The following is an 18,286-nucleotide window of genomic DNA, read 5'->3' on the forward strand; positions in this document are numbered from 1 at the left end:
ACATCAGCCTTTATGCAGTCAGTTGCGGCGCATTGACCCCGGCAGCCATATAAGGAATAACTTTGCGGATCACTGCTTCAATATCATTTTGCTCATTGAAGTCTGCGGCAGCAATTTCCATCAGAGCATCAGCCGATGCCATGGTGAAAACAATCGTGCCCAGGGTGAAGTGCAATCGCCAGAACATATCCGCTTTGGGGATCTCCGGAACACTTTCAGATACCGCATCAACAAAGAAGCTCAGGTGCTCACCATAGTGGGTGGTAATAAACCACCTCAGATGACCCTGACTCTCAATATACCCTCTGCCGAGCAGTTGCAGAAACAAAGTCGTACCGTCAGGGCGCAATTTATTGAGTTCGAGCAAAGGATTGACCAGAACTGAGAACACCTGCTCAAGTGGGATTTGCTGTTTTTCCTCTCTGAGCTGTTTCAGCTCATCGGTTGCCAGCGGCATAAAGACATCGAGATACCTGGCGAGAACAGCGCGAATAAGCTCTTTTTTAGAGCCAAAATGATAGTTGACTGATGCCAGATTCACTTCCGCTTTACTGGTGATCAGTCGCAGCGAAGTTTCAGAAAAGCCACGTTCAGCGAAGAGTTTCTCTGCAGCGTCTAAAATTCGGGTTTTGGTGTCACTTCGGCTTGCCATGAGTTCTACCTAACTTATTTAAAACACTCGTTTAAATTAAACAGCGGTTAATAAATTGTCAAACACTAAATTCGATGTTTTTCTCTGGTAGAACCGCGCCTTTCAAAGCCTCAGGCTATCTGGTCACTTAAGGATAGGGTAAACTCATCAACAAAAAAACAACAGGGATAGCAAATATGTTTCAACGGCACCTCAGTATATCCGCACTGGCAGTGATCACGGCAATAGGAATTACCGGCTGCCAGCAGCCCCAGTCTCCGCAATCAGATACAAACACAAAGCCGCTTGAGTCCAAACAGCTGTTACCTTCGACTAAACAGGCAGTAGCATTTATAACAAAAGCTGAAAACCATCTGACTCAGCTCTCGGAAAAACAATCCCGGGCAGAATGGATTTACTCTAACTTTATTACTGAAGATACCGCAGCATTGGCTGCAGAAGTCGCCGAAGAGGTTACTGCAGCCCAGGTCGGTTATGCCACCGAAGCGGCCCAGTTTGTCGGCGTTGAACTGGACCCTGTTAATCAACGCAAACTCGATATACTGCGCAGTGCATTGGTATTACCTGCCCCACTTGATCCGGCTAAAAATAAGGAACTTGCCTCCATCGCCGCTGAGCTTAACGGCATATATGGCAAAGGTAAGTACTGTTTCGCTGATGGTGACTGCAAAACACTTCCCGAACTTTCCGCCATACTGGCTGAGTCCAGAGATCCTGCCCTGCTTGAAGAGGTATGGACTGGTTGGCGTCAAATCTCACAACCTATGCGTCCTTTGTTTGAGCGAGAAGTCCAGTTGGCCAATGAAGGGGCTCAGGATCTTGGCTTTGCCGACCTGTCCGAGTTGTGGCGCAGCCAATATGATATGAAGCCCCAGGAGTTCAGCGCCGAGCTTGACCGTCTTTGGGGTCAGGTAGAACCTCTGTATGAGTCATTGCACTGTTATGTCCGTGGTGAGCTTAATAAAGAGTATGGTGACGAAGTCGTCGCCAAAGACCAGCCAATTCCGGCCCACCTGCTTGGCAATATGTGGGCGCAGCAGTGGAGCACCATCTATGACATGGTCGCACCGGAAAATGCCGATCCTGGTTATGATGTCACCGCCCTGCTGGCCGAGCACAATTATAATGAGATAGAGATGGTGAAGCAGGCTGAGTCTTTCTTTACTTCTTTGGGTTTTGAGCCGCTGCCTGATACCTTCTGGACCCGCTCTTTGTTCATTCAACCACAGGACAGAGATGTGGTGTGCCACGCTTCTGCCTGGGATTTGGATAATGAAGATGATATCCGCATCAAGATGTGTATTCAGAAGACGGGTGAAGAGTTTGTGGTGATCCATCATGAACTGGGTCACAACTTCTATCAAAGGGCATACAAAGGCCAGCCTCATCTGTTTAAAAACAGCGCCAACGATGGTTTCCATGAAGCCATTGGCGATACCGTAGCCCTGTCTATTACTCCGGCTTATCTGCAACAGATTGGCCTGCTTGAAACCATTCCCGATGAAAGCAAGGATATCGGTCTGCTGCTCAAACAGGCGCTGGATAAAGTCGCGTTTCTGCCCTTTGGTCTGATGATTGACCAATGGCGCTGGAAAGTGTTCTCCGGTGAAATCAAACCTGAGCAGTACAATCAGGCCTGGTGGGAACTGCGTGAGAAGTATCAGGGCGTCGCTGCCCCTGTAGCGCGCAGTGAGCAGGATTTCGACCCGGGTGCAAAATACCATGTTCCGGGTAACGTGCCTTATACCCGCTACTTCCTCGCCCATATTCTGCAGTTTCAGTTCCACCGCTCTTTATGCGAGCTGGCAGGAGATACCGGTCCGGTTCACCGCTGCAGCATCTATGGCAGCGAAGTGGCCGGTGAGAAACTCAACACCCTGCTCGAAATGGGGATGAGCCAACCCTGGCAGGTCGCGCTTAAAGAAGTGACAGGCACTGATACCATGGACGCCGGCGCCGTACTTGACTACTTTGCCCCGTTGAAAGTTTGGTTGGATGAGCAAAACAAGGCAGCCAATCGTCAGTGCGGTTGGTAAAAAGCTCAACGTAAAAACGCGGCCCATGGCCGCGTTTTTTTATTTGGTGTCCGTTGTTGTACAAATCAGCCTGTGACTGAAAATCAATGGATAAGGTCCGGTATTATCTGAAGCCTGAACCTTTGTGGTGAGTTTCCCTCGCGGCATCCTTCTGAGCCTGAGACTTAGCCAGCATCACATACATGGCACCATTTCCGCCCTCTTCTTTGAGGGCAGAATGAAACCCCATCACCTCATCCAATTGCGGCAGCCAGCTGCTGACAGCCGATTTAATCAGGGCTGGATAAGGTTTGTTCCCCAGACCTTTGCCATGGATAAGCAACACACAGCGCTCTTCACGGCCAAACGCTGCCAGCATGCCATTGACCAGTGCCTCTTTGGCATCTCTCAGCCGCATACCCCTTAGATCAAGAATGGTGGGATGCTTGTATTTCCCCAGTCGCAGGTTTTTAAACACCTGATCCTGAACTCCCTGGCGTTTGAAGGAAACAGGGTCGTCCGGGGCCATGGGTTTAAACAGGGCTGGATCAGTTGGCATTCTGTCGAGATACTCATTGGCCTCAGCCGCTGCACGCCTGCTCAACTGCGCCTGAGTAACAGAATTTGCCTCCGGGTTGAATACCTTATCGCCCTGCTCCAAAGGCTTCACACCCGCCATTTCAGCCCAAAACAGTTCGCTTTCATCTCCGGTCATACACCCTCCCGACATCTAAGACTCATCGAGCAACACACTTTGTAAAGATCTAATACTTTAGTTAGTTAGCTGCATTTATTATATTTACTGCATCAGATACAGACACAGTGTTTTTTTAATGGGAAAGTTTTTTCGGGGTATTTTTGTCCTGTTGGCAATCATCGCAGCCCCAAAGAGTTGGGCACAGGACAGCCCGAACCTCAACAGTGATATCAATGTACACTACCAGCAATTGAAAAAAGCATTCAACAAACTGGATGTGTCGCTGATCGCCCCCCTCTATTCCGAAAATGCCTGCTACCTTCCTGAAGGCCAGAGCAAAGCCATCATTATCGGTAAAGAGAAGATACTGGACCTGCACCGCAATTTCTTTTCCCGGATCCGCGCCAAACGAGCACGCATTGAAGTGGACTTCCGGGTGATAGACAGACAATTGAATAAGCAAAAAGCCACAGATGTTGGTTACTTTCTGGTGCGCTTTTATCCCGCGCCGGAGACAGGGGAGCCCACCAGTGAATTTGCCGGTAAATTTGTCTCGGTATTGGAGCAAAGCGAAGATGGCAAGTGGCACCTGACGGTAGACAGCAGCCACAAAGCCGATCCATCCCTCTATTTCTCTGCAAAACCAGTCGACAAACTGTATTATGGCGAGCTGTTCAGCCCGTTAAACCAAGAGAAAGAATGACAGCTCAATCCAAGTTTTGCCCCTGCCAGTCAGGCCGGGAGTATGATGCCTGTTGCCAACCCAGACACACAGGCAAGACTCCCGCAGAAACTCCAGAAGCTCTGATGCGATCCCGTTACTGTGCCTTTACTTTGGCACTTTGGCCCTATCTGATTGCCACCCACCATAAGGCGCACCTGAACGGTTTAACCGAGACAATGTTGGCAGATGGTCCACAAACCCAATGGTTGGGATTGGATGTCATCGCATCTGACAGCGTGAAAGACAGTGGCAGTGTCACCTTTAAAGCCTGGTATAAAGACGGTCAGGGTGTCGATGCGATTTTTGAGCAGTCACAGTTTATTCGCGAAGATGGGCTTTGGTTCTACACCACTGGTGAACAGTTTACCGCTCAACTGCCGGGTCGAAATGATGCCTGCATTTGTAAAAGCGGCAAGAAATTCAAGAAATGTTGCGGTAAGTAAAGCTGCAAACAGCGTTACTCATGGGGCGAGTATCATCAAACTTCGTCCCTGAGTTTATCCTCCAGATTGATAAACTCGTTGAAATCCGGGCTTCGCAGCGCCGGACTGTACAAAAATCCCTGCGCCTGATGGCAATCACAACCTGACAGGAACTCTTCCTGCTCACACGTCTCCACCCCTTCCGCGGTCAGGGAAATATTCAAGGCTTTGGCCATAGCGATAATGGCACTGACAATCTCCTGGCTTTCCCTGCTGACAGTCAGATCTGAAATAAATGACCGATCGATTTTAATCTTGCTAATGGGAAACTGCTTGAGGTAACGCATCGAGCTATAGCCGGTACCAAAATCATCGATGGCCAACCCTACGCCAAGTTCAGACAACTCTTTACACATGTTGGTCGCATGGATCACATCTTCCATCAACTCGGTTTCAGTAATCTCAAGAATCAAGGTTCTGGGCTTTAATCGATAACGGGTGAGCAGTTGCCACACCTGCTCATACAAGTGACCACCAAAGAATTGCCGGGCAGATACATTCACATGCATCGACAGATTGATATTATGGTGTTGCCATAAATTCAATTGCTTACAAGCAGCTTCCAATACCCAACTGCCAATATGGCCGATAAGACCGCTCTGCTCTGCGACATCGATAAAAGAACCGGGATAGAGAACGCCCCGTTTGGGGTGATGCCAACGGATCAAGGCTTCAGCACCTATATATTGCTGAGTTTGTAAATCCCGCAGGGGCTGATAATAGAGTTCAAACTGGCGACCCCGAATCGCCACATGCAGCTCCCGCTCAATTTCAGAGTCCTGATGAAACGCACTGACCAGGGCGCTGTTAAATAACTGAATATTGTTGCCCTGCTTTTTCTTGGCATATTGAACCGCAATATCCGCACCCGCTATGGGAGAAATAATATCTGCCACTTCGGCAATGTCGACCACTGCCAGCGCCGGTTTGGGATCCACCTGCTCTCGTCCGATATGCAGTGGTGCCTTTAGTTGCTCGTAGAGCTTTTCAATCCGCGCATCTTCGCCCAGCTGCTGCGAAGGTGCCAACAACAGTGCAAACTCATCGCTGCCGACTCTGGCAATCTCAATCGCTTTATGAATATCGGCAAAGTGGCGGATCCGTCTGGCCATCTCAATCAGCATAACATCGCCCTGATCATGACCATAGGTATCGTTGAAGCGTTTAAAGCCCACCAGATCCACCAAAACCAATACCCCTTCCATAGTGCGTTCGAGTATCTGGATAAAATGGGTTCGGTTATAAAGGCCGGTTAAACCACAACACCAGGCCAGCCTTTCCAGTTCAGCCTGGTAAAGATGAGGTTGAGTGTTGTCTTCGCTGTGGACCAGCGCGTAGAGATTACCTCTTTGGGTGACAAAGGGGGTTGCGTGATATTTGAGATAGTAGCGTTTACCATCCGGGCGTGTCAGCGGCACTTCACCGCTGACCGGCTTGCCTTCCCGCAGCTGGGTGAGCAAGAGTTGCGCTTGCTCAGGGTATTGATTGAAAAAAGTCAGGTTACCCACACTGGCACCCTGCACCTTTTCCCGTGCAATCCCCGACATTTTGCTGTGAGCCGGGTTGATATACTCGATGCGCTCTGAGTTGAGATTCACCAACATAGTGACATAATCGGATTGCTCAACTGCACTTTGGAACAGCGACAGTATTTCCTGCTGTTCATAGCCTTGCTGAGTTGCCAGGGTTAGCGCCAGTTGATCGGCAATCTGGCATGCAACATAGATTTCACTGTCATGCCATATTCCTCTGGAGTTTGCTCGCTCCAGACACAGAACCCCTTCCAGCCGGCCATTGATTCGAATGGCCACATCCAAAGTGGACTTCACCCCCCTTCCACTCAGCCAGCAGGACTCTATCTCCCTGACTCTGGGGTCAGCCGCAGCGTCACTGGCATCTATATAACGGTTGGTTTTAAGCGTGTTGAGATAGGAAGGACACAGTGAGATGTCGACATCTCTGAGCTGGTAAACATCATCATTGAGGGCAAAACGGGAAACCGCATATTGTCTGGTTAAATCCAGGTTGTAGCGCCAGACACTGACACCATCCAGAACCAGATGTTGACACAGGAGCTCACTGATAAGCTCGGCTGTTTCACGAAAGTTTCCCTGCGTTTTGGCAGGTGAGTTGACGATCGTTTCAACAAGATGTTGATGCTTTCGTTGTTTCACTAATGCCCCTGACGACCAACATCCGTATTGTTGGCGATGACAATTATTATTATTTTTATATTTTATTCGGGCTCGATTGAGCCCGAATGTACAGTCAGCAGATTACAGGAAGTAAACCTGCCTCATCAAGTTGTTAACAGTAAAAACTTGATGCTACAACAAGGGATCAGATGCTCAGTTGAAAAATCATCTTTTCCACGCTGACATCAAAGGTCAGCACTAGCTCGACACCATCAGCCTGTGGGTTGATAGCAAACTGGGTTTTGGCAAAACGGCTGATGGCACGCTGAGCCAGCGCTTCAGCCTGGGCGTGAGCATCGTCACCGGCAAAGTTAACTTTCAGCTCTGTATCATCGGCTTCGATAACCGCGCCAACATCTACGAAGCTGCCACAGTATGTGCAGGTGTCGTTAATAGCGTCGGATTGTGCATCTCGGATGGCTTTCATCACTATATCTCCTGTGAAAAGCCGCATTATATGCCAGTGACTTCAGGCTCACCAAGGTGCTGATCAGATAAACCAGCTAATTTTCGACTGAAATTCCGCTGCATGGTCAATATATCAGCCAGAGTTAATGTTTCGGGCATCTCCGCCCTGGCATCTTCCATCCTCAGTCGGGTGTGTAAGTCGGTATTATCCAGTACTTCGCTCATGGCGCTCTCCCTGCCACCGCGGATAACCAACGCCTCCGGCACCAATGCCTGATGAAGCTGAAAACTTCGGGCCCCTTCAGCCAGAAAGTGGCTGCTGTTATCTACTATATAGTCGGAAGAAAGATCAGCGGTAAGAGGTTGAGACTCTGGTAACTCAAATTCCAGCTTGAGTTTGGCCTCGAGTGGCAGGTCCTGACTGAGGGTAAATTGAGCCATATCCCGGGCATCATTGGATAGCATGGCCAACAGCAAGCCAAACTCACCCCGGCGATTGAACTCTATCGCCCGGTTAAGCGTATCTCCCAATTGAAGCTCATTGATTAAAACTGGCTCAACGCGCATACAAAAACATCACAAAAACAACTCGTTGTTAGTTAATCGACCAGTTGAGCCCGAACTTTAGAAGATTTTTGCGTTTTAGGCTTTACATGCAAATCCATAATGCATAATATTGCCGCCGCTGATGAGGAGGGGTTCCCGAGTGGCCAAAGGGATCAGACTGTAAATCTGACGGCTCCGCCTTCGAAGGTTCGAATCCTTCTCCCTCCACCACTTCAGCAACAACAATTTGAAAGTACGCGATTGAATTCGTGGAGGGGTTCCCGAGTGGCCAAAGGGATCAGACTGTAAATCTGACGGCTCCGCCTTCGAAGGTTCGAATCCTTCTCCCTCCACCACTTTCAATTCAAGTACATTCTCCATGATGGAGGGGTTCCCGAGTGGCCAAAGGGATCAGACTGTAAATCTGACGGCTCCGCCTTCGAAGGTTCGAATCCTTCTCCCTCCACCATCTCCTTTGTTGTAAAACCGGCTGTAAAAATCTCCAAATGTGGAGGGGTTCCCGAGTGGCCAAAGGGATCAGACTGTAAATCTGACGGCTCCGCCTTCGAAGGTTCGAATCCTTCTCCCTCCACCATCTTCTTTGATGTAAAACTGGCTTTAAAAATCTCCAATATGTGGAGGGGTTCCCGAGTGGCCAAAGGGATCAGACTGTAAATCTGACGGCTCCGCCTTCGAAGGTTCGAATCCTTCTCCCTCCACCATCTTCCTCGCTGTTCATTGCTTAATCTTTCGCACGTTAATCCCTGTTTTTCTGCAGACGAATTCTCTATCATCTTTGGTTATGAATAATAACTAAACCTTATGACTATGAATTCTTCCTGGGTCAGCCAGGCTATCGAGAAAATCGAAGCCGACTTCCAACGCAGTGCCGACACTCATCTGATAAAACTGGATATTCCCGCACTGTCCGGTGTCGATATCTACCTTAAAGATGAAAGCACCCACCCTACCGGCAGCCTGAAACATCGTCTCGCCCGTTCTCTCTTCCTTTATGCCCTGTGTAACGGCTGGATTAAAGAAGGCACCACGGTTATTGAATCCTCTTCCGGCAGTACTGCCGTCTCTGAAGCCTATTTCGCCAAGCTGCTGGGCTTGCCATTTATCGCAGTAATGCCAAGTTCCACCGCCAAAAAGAAGATTCAGCAGATTGAATTTTATGGTGGGCAATGCCACTTTGTTGATCACTCCAGTCAAATTTATGCTGAGTCAGAGCGTCTGGCTAAAGAACTGAATGGCCACTATCTCGATCAGTTCACCTATGCAGAGCGCGCAACCGACTGGCGCGGCAACAATAATATTGCCAACTCTATCTTCAGCCAGATGGAGCGTGAGCCTCATCCGACACCACACTGGGTGGTAATGAGCCCGGGTACAGGTGGCACATCAGCAACCATTGGCCGTTATATCCGCTATCAGCGACTGCCGAGTAAACTGTGCGTAGTAGACCCTGAAAATTCAGTGTTTTACGACTTTTACAACACAGGAAATGCCAATATCAGCTGCGAAAAAGGCAGCCGCATTGAAGGTATTGGTCGTCCGCGGGTTGAGCCGTCCTTTATCCCTGGTGTAGTCGACAGAATGATCAAAATCCCTGATGCCGCCTCCATCGCCACCATCAACTGGCTGGAGACGCTGATTGGGCGTAAGACCGGTGCGTCAACCGGTACCAATCTGTTTGGCGCTCTGATGCTGGCTGCGGAAATGCAGCAGGCAGGTCAGTCAGGCTCCATCGTGACCCTGATCTGCGATTCAGGAGAGAGATACTTGGATACCTACTATAACCCTGACTGGATAGCAGCGAACATTGGCTGTTATCAACACTATTCAGGATTGTTGAATCAATTCTCCGAAACCGGTGAACTGACACTGCCAGAGTGCTGAACCAGAGCACTTGATATAAAAAAACGCCTCGCTTTTCAGTGAGGCGTTTTTCATTCAACAGTACAATCAGTCAATATTCAGATACTTATGGGTCTGTACCGATAAGCGCCAATTGCGGGCAATGCAGGTCGCCATAGCCAGTTCAGTCGCTCTTGGCTTCTGACTGATGGGCTGCAAACAGATGGTTTTGCCTGTTGTGTCCACATCGGCCAATAGTGCATCAAGCTCATCGATATGCTTTTGTGTTGCTATCGGGTGCTTAATCTCATTGGCTCTGTTCAGCGCCTGAGGCAATACCGCCAGCCCACCTTTCATATTGACCTTGGGCGATACCGTCACCCAGGTGTTACTGCTACAGAGAACATCAAAGGTGCCACTGGTTTCAATCTGACATTGGTATCCGGCAGCTTCCAGCTCAGTCGTCATATCTGTCAGGTCATGCATGCAGGGCTCACCACCTGTGATCACCACATGTTTGGCGTTGAAGCCTTTATCGTTAAAAGCCTGAATCAGCTCTGCTGAGGATAACATGGCCCAACGCCCCTGCACTCCATCGACCTGAATCACATCCGCTCTGGCAACCTTGTTGGTGTCCAGTAATTCCCAGGTATGTTGGGTGTCACACCAGGGACAACCAACCGGACATCCCTGCAACCGCACAAACAGCGCTGGCACACCGGTATAAACACCTTCACCCTGTATGGTTTCAAAAACTTCATTGACCGGATATTGCATAGCAGAGTGTTCCCGTTTAAACCCTATTGTAATGGCGGGGAGTTATAGAGGATTTTGCTGCGCTTCGCAAGTTGATGAGTTGGAAGGCAATGCGTCCTTTTCCATAGATTGGATTGAGAACTAATCTGCCCTATACCTAAACTACCAGGCTAAAGACCAGAGAAAGCTCATTCTCTGTCGGATAAAGCAATGAAATGTCAGTAGACGCTTTGCAGGTCTTTTAATATGGCATCGATAAGTTTCATATCGACATTGGGGATCATCATCGCCATGGTCGTTATATGATTATGTTGAGCTTCAAAATTCAGCCGCTCCCAACTGGCGACATTTTTACTGGTATTCAAACCTTTGACCAGAATTTGAAGATTGTCTGGTGTAATTGCATCGACCCCGACCTCTTTGATACTCATGGCATGATCTACATGGAAAATACTCCCTAATTCAGCGTTGAGCTCTCTGGAGATCTCCCAGAACCTGTTATACCTGCGATGTTCTACTTTAGACAGCTTCGCCATGCCGTCGAACTCAATTCCTCCCCGATCGAAGTCATTGCTATCCGGCTCTTCATCAACATAGCCAAGAAGTAAATTCACAAACTCTACCGCCTCTTCAGGCCCCTCTATGTTCTTCCAGATAATACGCTCTCCAAAGAGCAATAAATCTTCATTGGCAGCCGTTATCTCACTGGCCAGGTGGGAGTACTTGCACTTGCACTCTATAAAAAGGCCGCCGTATTTAACCTGGTTTCCAATTGAAACCCTCAAAAACTGGCTGCCCAGTTCATTCAATTTAAGAGTATGGGCACCATTTTGTTTGGCATTTGAGTAGAAAGGGTCGAAGTTAGATGAAAGGGTTTCCACTATCGTTGGGATCATAGTTTTCTCCGGCAAAGTGCTCATTTACAGCTAAACAGGTCATGGCATGGGCTTTATGACATCAAAAGCCACTTTGGTTTCAGCAAGTTATATTGATGTGTATCAGCTGTCCCTCAGCTGAATGAACAAGCAGGTAACCTCCAAATACCTCCGACAAGGTATATGCAGGCTTTCCGCTGTTCGCCATGTTTCCAGATAATCCCCAAAGCCTATGTATTCCTATGTTTTCACAGGGAGATCTATTTGAAGCCATCTGATAAAATCGCCCCATATTTAAACTGACTTAACAAGCTATTATGACAACCAAAGCCGTCGTTGTTTTTTCCGGAGGCCAGGACTCAACCACATGCCTTATTCAGGCGATGCAGCAGTATGACGAAGTCCACGCCATCACCTTTGACTATGGTCAGCGCCACAGCGGCGAAATCCAGGTCGCTGAACAACTGGCAAAAGATCTGGGCATTGCCAGTCACAAGGTACTGGATGTCGGACTACTGAATGAGCTGGCGATCAGTGCTCTCACCCGGGACAACATCCCTGTCTCCCATGAGCTGATGGATAATGGCTTGCCCAATACCTTTGTGCCAGGCCGTAATATTCTGTTCCTTACCCTGGCTGGCATTTATGCGTACCAGCTGGGCGCAGAGGCTGTCATTACCGGTGTATGTGAGACCGATTTCTCCGGTTATCCGGATTGCCGTAATGACTTTATTAAAGCCATGGAGTCTGCACTGGTTCAGGGGATGGACAGACAACTGAATCTGGTTACACCCTTGATGTGGCTGAATAAGGCGGAAACCTGGGCACTGGCCGACAAGTTTGACAGTCTTGAGCTGGTTAAAAACCAAACCCTGACCTGCTATAACGGCATTAAGGGTGATGGCTGTGGTGAATGCCCAGCCTGCCATCTACGCCGCAATGGATTGGAAGAGTATCTGAATAACAAAGCTCAGGTGATGAAGTCATTGGATGACAAATGCAGCAAAAACTAGCCAGTTGGTTTAATTCTCCCATGGGAGCAGCTTTGCTGCTCTCTTTACTGTGTCCTCTACTCTACTTTCTTGGTCTGGATAACGAGCTGGCTTTTCGCCGTTCCCAAATCGAGAATGGTCAGTGGTTCCGGTTGATTACCGGTAACTTGCTGCATACCAATCATTGGCACTTGCTGATGAACCTCGCCGGGCTCTGGGTCATCATCTCACTATTTAAGTGGCCATTCCGTCTGGCGGGCTTTAGCTTGCTGCTATTGACACTGTTTGCTGCCGAAGGTCTGGGACTGTACTGGTTTGTTCCCTCTATGATGGGCTACGTGGGCCTGAGTGGTGTGCTCCACGGCCTGTTTGCCTTTGGCGCCTGTAATGAGTTGCTTAACGGCGTCCGTTTCGGTTGGGTACTGATAGTCGGCGTCATCGCCAAGGTCAGTTATGAAATGGCCAGCGGTGGCAGTACTGAACTGGCGTCCCTGATAGATGCCAAAGTCGCGGTTGAGTCTCACCTTGTGGGCATGCTTGCCGGCATCATCTGTGCGCTGCTGTGGCAATGGTTGTGCAAACGTCCGGGGGCAAATCACTGACATCCCCGTCAAAGAGGCGTTTGCCCCTACTTCCAGGTTAATCCGACAATTCACATCTCTTACTCTACTTTCCGGGGGTATTAAACTCCCTAAAGGCAGAATATGCTGGCAAAGTCAGTCAACTCAGGAAGTCATTATGGAAGAAAGACGCAAACAGGGGATTATTGCCCTGCTGAAAGGCATAGAAACCGGCGAGCCAGAGTCGGTTGCCGTAGTCAATGAGCAGCAATACATCCAACACAATCCGCTGACCCGGGAAGGCGATGTGGGTCTTGCAGAACTCTTTGCCCGCCTGGCAAAAACCAACCCCAGAGTCTCCATTATCAGAATTTTTGCCGATGGCGATTTCATTTTTGCCCACACAGAGTATGACTTCAGCAGCGAGAAGATCTGTTTCGAGGTCTTTCGCTTTGACGGTGATCAGGCGGTGGAGCACTGGGATAATCTGCAACTAAAGCAACCGGCAAACTTATCCGGGCATACCATGACTGATGGTGAAACCCGGGTGCAGGACAAACACCTGACGGAAACCAACCGCCAACATGTTTCAGACTTTATCCAAACAGTCATGATCAACAGGCAGTTCAACCAGCTCAGCAGTTTTATCGCCCCTGCGAAGTATATTGAACACAACCCGCAGCTCGAAGATAACCTCAGCGTACTTGAGACCCATTTAGCCCGACAAAGCGACAAAGGTGACGCCCTGACTGAATACCGGCAGTTACACCGTACATTTGCTGAAGGCAACTTTGTGCTGACCCAATGTGAAGGTCAAAAGCTGGGATACCCCACTGCGTTTTACGATCTGTTTCGTCTGGACAACGGCAAGATAGTGGAGCACTGGGATACAACGGAAACCATACCGCCACGCAGTGATTGGGTGAATCAGAATGGCAAGTTCTGAGTGGCAGGAAACAAAGGAAGAAATAGATGGAAGAGGAGATAATCCTTGGTGATTTCCTCATCCTGACCCGCCCCCATGAAGTCAGGATGTCACATTGGATCTACGCCCCTGTCGTCACTCACAGGCAAAACGGCCGTCTCTTACTGGATCTGTCACGCAGCCAATGGGACTTTATCGAGGCCTGTGAAAACTCAGGTAAGTTAGTGTTGTATTTGCGGCCTTATGGCCAAAACCAACACCCAAACCGGGTTGAGCTGTTACTATGCCCGGATACCGACACTATTATATTAAACGGTCAAAGGTTTCCTGCTTCATCAGCCCGTGAAGCACTGCAGAGGGTCTGTTGACCTTTCATGGAGGAAAAATGCCAAGATTAACCAACAAAGTCGCCCTGATTACCGGTGCCGCCCGGGGGATTGGCCAGGCTACGGCTGAACTGTTTGTGCAGGAAGGCGCGGAAGTGGTCATTACCGATATCAATGACCAACAGGGGGCTGAGTTAGCCGATAGACTGGGGCACCTCGCCAGTTATATCCATTTGGATGTCAGCGATGAGAACCAGTGGCAAAGCGTTACCCAGCAGATACTGGATCAGTTTGGTCGCCTGGATATTCTGGTCAATAACGCCGGTATTACGGGTTTTCTTGAAACGCCTGGGCCTCATGATCCTGAGCACCTGGATTTAGACAGCTGGCACAAGGTCCACAGCACCAATTTGAATGGAGTGACTCTCGGCTGTAAGTACGGTATCGGCATGATGAAGTCTTCAACTGCGGCCAGTATTGTGAATATCTCCTCCCGCTCCGGCATGGTCGGCATACCCGGTGCTGCAGCCTATGCATCAAGCAAGGCTGCCGTGCGCAACCACAGTAAAACCGTCGCCCTTTACTGCGCCCAACAAGGTTATCCTATCCGCTGTAATTCAATTCATCCGGGAGCCATATTGACTCCCATGTGGGACGCCATGCTCGGAGAGGGGGAAGCCTGGGAAAACGCCATTAGCGCTGTGGCTGCCGATGTGCCGCTGCAAACCATGGGAGAGCCACTGGATGTGGCCTACGCGGCACTTTATCTGGCCAGTGACGAGTCAAAATATGTGACCGGTACTGAGCTGACCATTGATGGCGGCATTTTGGCGGGCTCAGCCGCAGCACCAGCTAAGAACTGAAACCGAAATGACGAGGTCTGTACCTGACAGGAAAGATTGAAGTCTTAAATGAACTTACAACTGACAGACGCAGCAAAGCAAAATGATCTCAACGGAGTCATTCAGGCACTGGCGCTAAAAGCTGATCCTGATATCAGGGATAGCTCTGGGCTGGCTGCAATCCACTACGCATGCCAGCATCAAAACCTACAGATACTTCGCCTGTTACTCGAAGCCGGTGCAGCCCCAAACCTGCAAACATCTGACGGGCACAGCCCGCTGGACCTTACCCTATGGCATGGCGAAATCAGTATGGGGGTACAAAGCCAAACCAGCCAGAAGATGACTAGGCTACTCAAACTCCGCCGTTAAACGCCATAATCCTCTGGTACAGCTTGCCGTAATGGGGACTTGAGATAATAAAAAAGCGACCACAGTGGTCGCTTCTTTGATGGTGCCTTATCAAGCCTTGATCATCATCTCTCGCATCTGGCTGACCTGGTCCCGCAGAGCCGCGGCCTCTTCAAATTCCAAATTGCGGGCATGTTCATGCATTTGTTTTTCAAGCCTGTCTATCTCATGGCTGAGATCAGCCGCATCACGCACCTGATAATCCCCTTTCGGCTCAGCCACTCTGGTTGTTCGACTGTCACTGCCACGACGGGAAGAACGCTTGTCGCTGTCGCCAACATCCATAACGTCGGTGATCTTTTTCACCACGCCTTTGGGGATAATGCCATTGGCAAGGTTAAACTCATGCTGTTTGGTACGTCGCCGTTCAGTTTCTCCCATGGCACGGGCCATGGAATCTGTAATGCGGTCAGCATACAGAATAACTTTGCCATTCACGTTACGGGCGGCACGACCTATGGTCTGGATCAGAGAACGCTCTGAGCGCAAAAAGCCCTCTTTGTCAGCATCCAGCACACAGACCAAAGAGACTTCCGGCATATCCAGACCTTCCCTCAACAGGTTAATGCCCACCAGTACATCGAACATACCGAGGCGCAGATCCCGGATGATCTCAACCCGCTCGACGGTATCGATATCTGAGTGCAGATAACGTACCCGCACACCATGTTCATCGAGGTATTCAGTCAGATCTTCTGCCATCCGCTTGGTCAGCGTGGTCACCAATACCCTTTCGTTAACCGCGGTACGTTTACCGATTTCAGACAGCAGATCGTCCACCTGAGTCGCTACCGGACGCACTTCGATCTCGGGATCCAACAAGCCTGTAGGCCTGACCACCTGCTCAGCGATCTCACCATCACTCTTGTCCAGCTCATAGGGGCCGGGCGTTGCCGATACGAATACAGTCTGCGGGATCAGAGACTCAAACTCTTCAAACTTGAGCGGTCTGTTATCCAGTGCAGAGGGCAAACGGAATCCATATTCCACCAGAGTTTCTTTTCGTGATCTGTCACCTTTATACATGGCACCAATCTGAGGCACGGTATTGTGAGACTCGTCGATCACCAACAGACCGTCAGCCGGAAGGTAATCAAGCAGGGTTGGTGGCCCTTCCCCCTCAGCTCGCCCCGACAGGTAACGGGAGTAGTTTTCAATCCCTGAGCAGTAACCCAACTCTGTCATCATCTCCAGATCGTACTGCACCCGCTCAGTGATCCGCTGAGCTTCAATCAGCTTGTTATTGTCCAGCAGTTGCTGCTTGCGAACCTTGAGCTCCTCCTTAATATAGTCGGTCGCTTCAAGGATCTTCTCTCTGGGGGTCACATAGTGAGTCTTGGGGTAAACCGTGGTTCTTGCCAGCTTGCGAGTCATCTGCCCTGTCAGCGGATCGAACTCGCTTAAGCGCTCAATCTCGTCATCAAACAGTTCAACGCGGATCGCATCGCGATCTGAGTCAGCAGGGAAGATATCTATTACCTCTCCCCTCACCCTGAAAGTACCACGCTGCAGGTCCATATCATTGCGGGTGTACTGGAGTTCGCTTAGACGCTTGAGGATGTCCCGCTGTCCCATAAAGTCGCCCTGACGCAGATGCAACAGCATCTTCATATATGAGTCGGGATCACCCAGGCCATAGATAGCAGACACAGAGGCAACCAGTACTACATCTTTGCGCTCAAGCAAGGCTTTGGTGGCAGACAGTCGCATCTGCTCGATATGGGCATTGACCGATGCATCTTTCTCAATAAAGGTATTCGACGCTGGCACATAAGCTTCAGGCTGGTAATAGTCGTAGTAGGAAACGAAGTATTCCACCGCATTATTGGGGAAGAACTCCTTCATTTCGCCATAGAGCTGGGCCGCCAGGGTTTTGTTGGGCGCCATAATAATGGTTGGACGTCCCAGGGTGGCGATCACATTGGCAATAGTGAAGGTTTTCCCCGACCCGGTAACCCCAAGTAGTGTTTGTCTCGCCAGACCGGACTCAATCCCGTCAACCAGTTGTTCAATGGCTTTGGGTTGATCCCCGGCAGGAGTATAGTTGGATTGCAAATCAAAGACGGTTTTTGACACTGGCACTATTCCTTTTGGTTAGCCCCCTAGTGTACTCAAGCCTTCTTGTCAGCTCCAGTGACACAAGCTGTTGTCTCACCGATTAAAAACAGTGCCCAATAGCTGTTGAAAGTTTTCGACAGCTGTAATCTTCCCTTCTGTGCGACAAACGGGACGCCAGCACCCAGCCTGTCGGCAATTTAATACACAAGCATGAGTCAATTGTGACATGAACGGGTAACACTTGCTCAAAATCGATACGATTGGCGACTTGATTTTCTTATCTGTCTGAAAAATAGCCAATTTCCAAAACTCATCAAAAGTCGTACATTTTGTAGCAAATGCCCATTGGGGCTGGGATACAGACGAGTATGATCAGTGTGCTCACAGGCTTATCCACAGAAACAGTGGATAACTGAAGCCAGCCCTTAGTTGATGCGGGATTCAGGCTTGTGGATTTGTAAGGCCTTTCACCGCCACATTGTGAAAGTTTATTACATTTGAAACTCAGTTCAGGCGAATTTCAATATAATCAGCCACTACCATTCTCTATGTCTGTGGGAATAGCCATAAGCAACCACAAGGGCCTGAACCCGCGAACAGGCCTATTACCTTTGCTTTTTATCCATCTCCAATTGTCAAAAGGGCGCATTTATTCAACAAGTTGCCTGCAAACAAAGCGGTCGTGCACATTAGATGAGCACTTGATGCAATAAAACCGATTTTTTTAGGGTAGCGAGTTGACTCATATGACTGAGCGATTTACTATGCGCTCCGTTCTCAGCGAGACGCTGTTGAAAACGATTCCCCCGTAGTTCAGTCGGTAGAACGGCGGACTGTTAATCCGTATGTCACTGGTTCAAGTCCAGTCGGGGGAGCCAATTTTCAGCTAAAGTATGTTCCCCTGTAGTTCAGTCGGTAGAACGGCGGACTGTTAATCCGTATGTCACTGGTTCAAGTCCAGT

General features: G+C 49.4%; 18 protein-coding genes and 6 tRNA genes. 16 read left to right on the forward strand and 8 right to left on the reverse strand.

What is annotated here, in order from left to right; all coding sequences use genetic code 11:
* Positions 1-10: 10 nt before the first annotated feature.
* Positions 11-652 carry a TetR/AcrR family transcriptional regulator gene (locus ACFOE0_RS17020; protein ID WP_248936353.1) on the reverse strand — a complete coding sequence of 214 codons (642 nt, stop codon included), beginning with the start codon at positions 650-652 and terminating at the stop codon, positions 11-13.
* Between the two features lie 176 nt (positions 653-828).
* Between ACFOE0_RS17020 and ACFOE0_RS17025 the strand changes: the two genes are divergently transcribed.
* Positions 829-2,688, forward strand: a complete 1,860-nt coding sequence (locus ACFOE0_RS17025) for a M2 family metallopeptidase (RefSeq protein WP_248936354.1) — start codon at positions 829-831, stop codon at positions 2,686-2,688.
* Positions 2,689-2,791: 103 nt separating this feature from the next.
* Here ACFOE0_RS17025 and smrA read toward each other — a convergent pair whose 3' ends face one another.
* On the reverse strand, positions 2,792-3,382 hold the full coding sequence (gene smrA, locus ACFOE0_RS17030; protein ID WP_248936355.1) for a DNA endonuclease SmrA: 591 nt from the start codon (positions 3,380-3,382) through the stop codon (positions 2,792-2,794).
* A gap of 118 nt (positions 3,383-3,500) precedes the next feature.
* On the opposite strand from smrA, the gene ACFOE0_RS17035 reads away from it, so the two are divergent.
* On the forward strand, positions 3,501-4,067 hold the full coding sequence (locus ACFOE0_RS17035; RefSeq protein ID WP_248936356.1) for a YybH family protein: 567 nt from the start codon (positions 3,501-3,503) through the stop codon (positions 4,065-4,067).
* Positions 4,064-4,531 (forward strand): YchJ family protein, encoded by a 468-nt coding sequence (locus ACFOE0_RS17040; protein WP_248936357.1) that lies wholly within the window; start codon positions 4,064-4,066, stop codon positions 4,529-4,531. The genes ACFOE0_RS17035 and ACFOE0_RS17040 overlap by 4 nt, the downstream gene beginning before the upstream one ends.
* A 35-nt stretch (positions 4,532-4,566) precedes the next feature.
* On the opposite strand, the gene ACFOE0_RS17045 is transcribed toward ACFOE0_RS17040, so the two are convergent.
* The 3 genes from ACFOE0_RS17045 to ACFOE0_RS17055 form a co-directional block, all read right to left on the reverse strand.
* On the reverse strand, positions 4,567-6,744 hold the full coding sequence (locus ACFOE0_RS17045) for a putative bifunctional diguanylate cyclase/phosphodiesterase (RefSeq protein WP_248936358.1): 2,178 nt from the start codon (positions 6,742-6,744) through the stop codon (positions 4,567-4,569).
* A 166-nt stretch (positions 6,745-6,910) separates the two neighbouring features.
* Positions 6,911-7,192 carry a DUF406 family protein gene (locus ACFOE0_RS17050; protein WP_248936359.1) on the reverse strand — a complete coding sequence of 94 codons (282 nt, stop codon included), beginning with the start codon at positions 7,190-7,192 and terminating at the stop codon, positions 6,911-6,913.
* A 26-nt stretch (positions 7,193-7,218) separates the two neighbouring features.
* Positions 7,219-7,740, reverse strand: a complete 522-nt coding sequence (locus ACFOE0_RS17055) for a VC2046/SO_2500 family protein (protein WP_248936360.1) — start codon at positions 7,738-7,740, stop codon at positions 7,219-7,221.
* Between the two features lie 125 nt (positions 7,741-7,865).
* Here ACFOE0_RS17055 and ACFOE0_RS17060 point away from each other — a divergent pair.
* From ACFOE0_RS17060 to ACFOE0_RS17085, 6 genes are all read left to right on the forward strand, one after another.
* A tRNA-Tyr gene (locus ACFOE0_RS17060) sits at positions 7,866-7,950 on the forward strand.
* A gap of 40 nt (positions 7,951-7,990) precedes the next feature.
* Positions 7,991-8,075, forward strand: a tRNA-Tyr gene (locus ACFOE0_RS17065).
* Between the two features lie 28 nt (positions 8,076-8,103).
* Positions 8,104-8,188 (forward strand) — tRNA-Tyr (locus ACFOE0_RS17070).
* A 41-nt stretch (positions 8,189-8,229) separates the two neighbouring features.
* Positions 8,230-8,314 (forward strand) — tRNA-Tyr (locus ACFOE0_RS17075).
* A 42-nt stretch (positions 8,315-8,356) separates the two neighbouring features.
* Positions 8,357-8,441 (forward strand) — tRNA-Tyr (locus ACFOE0_RS17080).
* Positions 8,442-8,547: 106 nt separating this feature from the next.
* On the forward strand, positions 8,548-9,621 hold the full coding sequence (locus ACFOE0_RS17085; protein WP_248936381.1) for a PLP-dependent cysteine synthase family protein: 1,074 nt from the start codon (positions 8,548-8,550) through the stop codon (positions 9,619-9,621).
* A 66-nt stretch (positions 9,622-9,687) separates the two neighbouring features.
* On the opposite strand, the gene queE is transcribed toward ACFOE0_RS17085, so the two are convergent.
* Both queE and ACFOE0_RS17095 read right to left on the reverse strand, forming a co-directional pair.
* Complete coding sequence (queE, locus tag ACFOE0_RS17090; RefSeq protein WP_248936361.1) at positions 9,688-10,356, reverse strand: 7-carboxy-7-deazaguanine synthase QueE; 669 nt, start codon at positions 10,354-10,356, stop codon at positions 9,688-9,690.
* Positions 10,357-10,553: 197 nt separating this feature from the next.
* Positions 10,554-11,231, reverse strand: a complete 678-nt coding sequence (locus ACFOE0_RS17095; protein ID WP_248936362.1) for a hypothetical protein — start codon at positions 11,229-11,231, stop codon at positions 10,554-10,556.
* 296 nt (positions 11,232-11,527) lie between these two features.
* Here ACFOE0_RS17095 and queC point away from each other — a divergent pair, with 296 nt between their 5' ends.
* From queC to ACFOE0_RS17125, 6 genes are all read left to right on the forward strand, one after another.
* Positions 11,528-12,223, forward strand: coding sequence for a 7-cyano-7-deazaguanine synthase QueC (gene queC, locus ACFOE0_RS17100; RefSeq protein WP_248936363.1), 696 nt, complete (start codon positions 11,528-11,530; stop codon positions 12,221-12,223).
* On the forward strand, positions 12,208-12,804 hold the full coding sequence (rrtA, locus tag ACFOE0_RS17105) for a rhombosortase (RefSeq protein WP_248936364.1): 597 nt from the start codon (positions 12,208-12,210) through the stop codon (positions 12,802-12,804). The genes queC and rrtA overlap by 16 nt, the downstream gene beginning before the upstream one ends.
* Before the next feature lie 136 nt (positions 12,805-12,940).
* Entirely contained in the window at positions 12,941-13,708 is a 768-nt protein-coding gene (locus tag ACFOE0_RS17110) for a nuclear transport factor 2 family protein (protein ID WP_248936365.1), read from the forward strand.
* Between the two features lie 26 nt (positions 13,709-13,734).
* Positions 13,735-14,055, forward strand: a complete 321-nt coding sequence (locus tag ACFOE0_RS17115; RefSeq protein ID WP_248936366.1) for a hypothetical protein — start codon at positions 13,735-13,737, stop codon at positions 14,053-14,055.
* A 17-nt stretch (positions 14,056-14,072) separates the two neighbouring features.
* Positions 14,073-14,876 (forward strand): glucose 1-dehydrogenase, encoded by an 804-nt coding sequence (locus tag ACFOE0_RS17120; RefSeq protein ID WP_248936367.1) that lies wholly within the window; start codon positions 14,073-14,075, stop codon positions 14,874-14,876.
* 48 nt (positions 14,877-14,924) lie between these two features.
* A complete protein-coding gene (locus tag ACFOE0_RS17125; RefSeq protein ID WP_248936368.1) occupies positions 14,925-15,227 on the forward strand; it encodes an ankyrin repeat domain-containing protein in 303 nt (100 codons plus the stop codon).
* Positions 15,228-15,317: 90 nt separating this feature from the next.
* Here the strand turns inward: ACFOE0_RS17125 and uvrB are convergent, their stop codons facing one another.
* Complete coding sequence (gene uvrB, locus ACFOE0_RS17130; RefSeq protein WP_248936369.1) at positions 15,318-17,342, reverse strand: excinuclease ABC subunit UvrB; 2,025 nt, start codon at positions 17,340-17,342, stop codon at positions 15,318-15,320.
* A gap of 784 nt (positions 17,343-18,126) precedes the next feature.
* On the opposite strand from uvrB, the gene ACFOE0_RS17135 reads away from it, so the two are divergent.
* Positions 18,127-18,202: transfer RNA gene (locus ACFOE0_RS17135), tRNA-Asn, on the forward strand.
* Positions 18,203-18,286 lie beyond the last annotated feature (84 nt).

It is taken from the genome of Shewanella submarina (genome assembly GCF_042646185.1).
Lineage (GTDB): Bacteria > Pseudomonadota > Gammaproteobacteria > Enterobacterales > Shewanellaceae > Shewanella > Shewanella corallii.